Origin of the sequence: Mesorhizobium mediterraneum (assembly GCF_002284565.1) — a bacterium.
Taxonomy (GTDB): domain Bacteria; phylum Pseudomonadota; class Alphaproteobacteria; order Rhizobiales; family Rhizobiaceae; genus Mesorhizobium; species Mesorhizobium mediterraneum.
The window spans coordinates 1-4,925 of sequence record NZ_NPKI01000013.1 but is presented as its reverse complement, the minus strand read 5'-3'; the positions used below and the strand labels follow the sequence as shown (position 1 = coordinate 4,925).

Sequence of the window (4,925 nt, the reverse complement as noted above, 5' to 3'; positions counted from 1 at the left end):
GATCAGCGGGCGCAAATGGCTGGCGAGGCAAATATTGCCTGCCGATGAGCGCGCCGCCATCGAGCGCCACCTCGGCTTGATTAACCAGGTCAACGAGGCGTTGACGGTGGTCGAGGCGGATACCGCCGTACATGCCCTCCAGGATCCGACAATCCGCCGCCTGATGACGTTGCCCCGCCTCGACGTCACCGTGGCTGCGAGCGTTGCCGCGGCAATCGGCGACATACGGCGCTTCAGCGATCCACAGAAGCTCGTTGCCTATCTTGGCCTGCATCGCGGCCGTCGCCACCGCGCGCAAGCTTGCAATGATCATCTGGCACATGCTGAGCAAGGATACCGACTACATCTGGGCCCGGCCGGCCTTGCTTGCCCGCAAGTTCAGATCGGTCGAGCTGCGTGCCGGCCTTCCGACCAGCCACGCCAGACGCGGCACCGCCTTCGACTACAACATCCCGGCCAAGCGCCGAAGAACGATCCCGCGTCGAGAAGGCGGAAGCTGCCTATGCAGCCGCGACTTCCCGATGGCGAACGAGGCCGGAAAGGCCGAAGGCTGTGGAAAAGCCGCCGAATGAGAAGAACGGGCTATTCTACAACATCCGTATCCATCGGCTTGCCGGGCACAATGTAATGCCATTCGACGCGGTTCTGATCCGCCCAGGCGAGGATGCCGTTCGAGGTGAACTCGCTGCCATAGCACCTACGGAATGAAGGAGCGGCGGCGACCGAGAGAGCGGTGCGCGCAGCTTTTCGGGGTCCGAACAAGAGCAGTGCGAAATCGTACGCTAAGGCTGAACGGAGCATGAACGTCATGCGGCTTGGCGTAACCGAGCCGGTAGTCTGAGCGACCGGAAGTCTTCAGGCATCTGATATTCTGCATCCCAGGTGTAGATGCCGGTCAGATTGATGTGTTCCCAGCTCAGCGGCGAGACGTGCTTGAGCAGATGATCCGGAATCTCGCGATGCATTTTGCGCAAATGGCTGACGGCCCGTTCGATGTAGACCGTGTTCCAGTGCACGATCGCGCTGATGACGAGGTTGAGGCCCGAGGCGCGGAAGGCCTGGCTTTCGAACGATCGGTCCCGGATCTCACCGCGCTCGTGGAAGAAGACGGCGCGCTTCAGCTTATGCGCCGCCTCACCCTTGTTGAGGCCGGCCTGGCAACGCCGGCGTAGCGCTGGACTTGAGTACCATTCGATCATGAACAGCGATCGCTCAATCCGGCCAAGTTCCCGTAGCGCACTTGCGAGCTGGCTTTCCTTCGGTGATGCTGACAGCTTCTTCAGGATCGTAGACGGCACCACTGATCGCGTCGTGATCGACGCCGCCAGATGGAGCAAATCGTCCCAGTGATCGAGGATCAGGATGGTGTTGATCGGCGTCCCGATATGGTTCGACAGCAGTCGGCGGACGGTCAGGAGATGAGCTTTGGCGCTCTCTTCCGGAGAGCCGCGCCCGACGTCGAGGCACGTCAGGCGGCGACATGGCCGTCGGTTCATCCCGGAGCTAAGCATTTCGCGGACATCGTTCGGGACAGAACTCAGCTCGGACACTGGGAAGTGCGATCTAGCTCATGTCACTTCGGCCGCCTCTAGAGAAACTTCGCGGAGGGTACCTGCCACCGACCAGCAAGTGGTGCTCGGCCTGGACTGGGTTTCACCGTAAGTTATGCCGCCATCTGTGGCGCAGCGGCCATCGCAGGCGCCGCTACTATCCTTCATCTCGGGGCAAAGTACCATCTTTTCTGCCGCAGCTTCTTGCGGCGAGTTCGGCGATCGCCAGGCGATGCGTGCGGCGCATCCGGAACCGAGCTTCCTCAACCGTTGTGGCTAGGAAGCGATGGTCGGGCATGGTCATGTCCCTGGCGACTGCTTCAGCGGTGGTTAACACGGGGTGAGAAACATTTTCGCCAAGAACAATCGGCTGCGGCGCCGCCTCGGCGACCGCACCTTTCGTGTGCGCTTTCGCAACCATCGTTAGCGATGCCGGCCCAGATCGACGCATCGCCCGCCCCATGGCGACCAGCTCCCCCACGCTGGCAGGTCCTCCAGCCGGCACATCATCGATTGGGAGGCCAGATCCCGACCCGACGGCGGCATCCTGGGCCATCTTGCAGACTGGATCGGGGCGCAGCCGGTTTGGCGTCGTTGCCGTCCTGGTAGCCGGCGGCGATCACCCGGCCAAGCTGTGGGCAGTCTGGTCCGGCTAGCGCGGATCGTCGATGCAGCGCGCCAGACGCTCGGCCACCCGCAGCCCTCCACTTCGGCCAGAGCCAGGAAGCCGCTGTAGGACGACAGCATGCCGCCGTCGAAACGGGGGACGACGGACTTGCCGCCTACTGATGACATACAGCTCAGCGGCAGCCTGGTCGTTCATGGCGGGTGTGATCTCGGAAAATGATTCGGATCGGGCTTAGCAACCAAATCCCATTTCATTTCAAAGTCTTGCACCAAATCCGCCAACCACCATGAATTTTTCGGGTTAGGAGCTTCTGCTCCTGAACCTGGCAACCCCTAACTGACAACCCGCAAGCCGCGAAACTCGAAGCCTCCTCAGATCGCTTACGTCCAGTGTCCGACATTGTCGGACATTTGTCATGGTGTGATTAGCGCCAAGCCTTTGTTTGACGTGATTATCTCCTCTGGCACGGCACTTGCTCGTTCATATGCATACGGGTCCCAGCTGAGGAGAAATCGTCTCATGATTACGCCCATTGGTAGGCCAGCTAGCTCAAGGTGTCCGTGGACGCAGGTAAGCGGCTCAGCTTCGAAAACACGCTGTTGTGCTAGTGGTGTATGAAGGGCATTCAGCCGGCGATAACGAGGTAGGCAAGTACAGTCTCAGTTGTTGCAGTATGGACAACGGCCGGCATGATCAGCGAACCCGTTGCACAATAGGTGCGATACGATGAGGGGCCGCCGCGGAGAGCGCAACAGGGGTGCAAGGCGTGACATTGTCATCGTTATGCTGATGACCTTCCTTGTGTTGGTTGACTCGCAGAACCGCCGAGTTCGATTGGTATTAAGCGCGCTTTCCCCCGAGCAGATCCGAACCAGTGTGACGGGTTTAGGCCGCTATGCGGCGCGGCGGTTAGGGCGGGAACGGCCCAGATTGGGACTGGCTGAGGGATGAAAATGGTATATCGGTCTTCTCCGGTGCGCGGTCATGCCTGTCAACTAGGCGAGCAGGGCATGGATCCTGCAGCCCGGCCAATCTTTTCCAGCATCATTCTTGGCAGTGGTACGCTAGCTATCGCGTGCGCACAACTGGCAATGGAGATGGGCCACGTCATTGGCGCGGCCCTGTGTACTGACGCGATTTTCGCGGATTGGGCGGCTCGCGCCAACATCTTGCGCATTGCGAATGTTGAAGAACTCTCCACTTTACTGAACACCGAGCCAGTGGATTGGATATTCTCGGTTTCCAACCCGCTTAAATTGCGACCGGACGTGTTTGAGCGAGCGCGACAAGGTGCATTTAATTATCACGACGGTCCATTGCCACGATACGCGGGAACGCATGCGACGTCCTGGGCGCTGCTGGCGCAAGAAACCGAATACGCCGTCACCTGGCATCGGATCGATGATGGTGTTGATACCGGTGACGTCGTGGTTCAGCGCCAAGTCCTGATTGCGCCCACCGACACGGCAATGACGCTGAACCTCAAATGTTATGAAGCCGCGATCGAGGGTTTCCGCGAACTCTTAACTGGCCTCAAGATCGGGAAACTTACTGCCTATCCGCAGGCGCTGGTGAACAGGAGTTATTTTCCGAAGCGTCGGCGCCCAGATGCGGCAGGCTATCTGCGATGGGATCGATCCGCGCAAGATTTGTCAGCGATGACGCGTGCCCTAGACTTTGGCCCGTATCATGCCAATCCTTTGTGTCTGCCCAAGGCGCTCGTCGGTGATGAGGCTGTCGCAATCAGACGCTTGGAGGTGTTGCCTCGACGCTCGGGCTTTCCGGCAGGTTGCCTGCTTGAAATTCACTCCAGCCACTGGCGTGTGGCGTCGGGTACGCAGGATGTCGATGTTTGCTTTGGCAGCTCCGATGGGCAGGTGCTGGACGCGCGAGCCCTCGCCAGGCACTCCAATCTGGATGAAGGTAGTCGCCTTTTAATCTTGGGCGATGAACAAGCGAGGAGCATAACTGCCACTCATGAATTGCTGGCGCCTCGGGAGGATTTTTGGCGACGGCGGCTTGAGCAGTTTAGAATATTGAAGTTTCCTTTCCTGTCGTCGTCCCTGTCTGACGCACCGCCCAGATGGCAGTCGAGTTCGGGGTGCATTCCAAGTGCTTTGGCTAAGCTGTCGCAAAATGATTGCACAGAATACTTGGTAACAGCTTGGCTGATCTATCTCGCACGCATCACGGGAGAAACAGAGCTGCAACTGGGATGGAAGCCTGCAGCGTGTGGATGGCAAGCCGATTTCAAAGCGGTGGAGGTGCTTGTCGCTCCCGCCGTGCCGATGGAAGTTACCATTGATCTTGCACGTGATTTTGAAGAAATGCGCAAAGCGGTGGCAGCCGAATTCGCTCAGCTGAGGGAGCACGGCAGCTTTGCCCGGGATCTTGTCGCGCGCTGCCCGACATTGCGAGGGGTGGAGGCGCTACGTTCGCACCGGCCTTGGCCGATTGGCATCACAATCACGACAGACAGCTGTTCCGTCGATGGCGATCTGAAGACGAGCCACAGAGCTGGGTCAGCATTATGCGGGGATTTGCTGACCTTTGAGGTTTGCGCTCTGGATGGGAGCTTTCGCTGGCATTTTGATGCCAGTCGATTAGCGCCGAAGCAGATCGACCGCATGACGCAGCATTTGCAAACTTTGTTACATGGTGTGATGGCCGATGCCAGGCAGCCGGTCGGCCGGATTGAACTGCTGCCGGCTGCGGAGCGTGCGTATCTGCTGGAGGAGCTGAACCGG

Annotated in this window: 4 protein-coding genes and 2 pseudogenes; 2 read left to right on the top strand and 4 right to left on the bottom strand. The window is 59.3% G+C overall.

What is annotated here, in order from left to right; all coding sequences use genetic code 11:
• Positions 1-190 precede the first annotated feature (190 nt).
• Positions 191-628, top strand: coding sequence for a transposase (locus tag CIT25_RS38440; RefSeq protein ID WP_367219468.1), 438 nt, complete (start codon positions 191-193; stop codon positions 626-628).
• Here the strand turns inward: CIT25_RS38440 and CIT25_RS37100 are convergent.
• The 4 genes and pseudogenes from CIT25_RS37100 to CIT25_RS38435 all read right to left on the bottom strand — a co-directional run.
• Entirely contained in the window at positions 583-810 is a 228-nt protein-coding gene (locus tag CIT25_RS37100) for a hypothetical protein (protein WP_101954455.1), read from the bottom strand. The two genes, CIT25_RS38440 and CIT25_RS37100, sit on opposite strands and share 46 nt — an antisense overlap.
• Positions 807-1,397, bottom strand: a pseudogene (locus CIT25_RS09245) (Tn3 family transposase); the annotation flags it as partial. The gene CIT25_RS37100 and the pseudogene CIT25_RS09245, both read right to left, overlap by 4 nt.
• 310 nt (positions 1,398-1,707) lie before the next feature.
• Entirely contained in the window at positions 1,708-1,971 is a 264-nt protein-coding gene (locus CIT25_RS36175) for a hypothetical protein (RefSeq protein ID WP_158302532.1), read from the bottom strand.
• Positions 1,960-2,345 (bottom strand): annotated as a pseudogene (locus CIT25_RS38435) (transposase); the annotation flags it as partial. The gene CIT25_RS36175 and the pseudogene CIT25_RS38435, both read right to left, overlap by 12 nt.
• A gap of 843 nt (positions 2,346-3,188) precedes the next feature.
• Between CIT25_RS38435 and CIT25_RS09235 the strand changes: the two are divergent.
• A partial coding sequence (locus CIT25_RS09235) for a formyltransferase family protein (RefSeq protein ID WP_280953357.1) occupies positions 3,189-4,925 on the top strand: 1,737 nt, incomplete at its 3' end.

What these genes read in the sequence shown, in the direction of transcription:
- CIT25_RS36175 (WP_158302532.1), bottom strand. Translation starts at nt 1,971, where the DNA reads ATGGTTGCGAAAGCGCACACGAAAGGTGCGGTCGCCGAGGCGGCGCCG.
- CIT25_RS37100 (WP_101954455.1), bottom strand. Translation starts at nt 810, where the DNA reads ATGACGTTCATGCTCCGTTCAGCCTTAGCGTACGATTTCGCACTGCTC.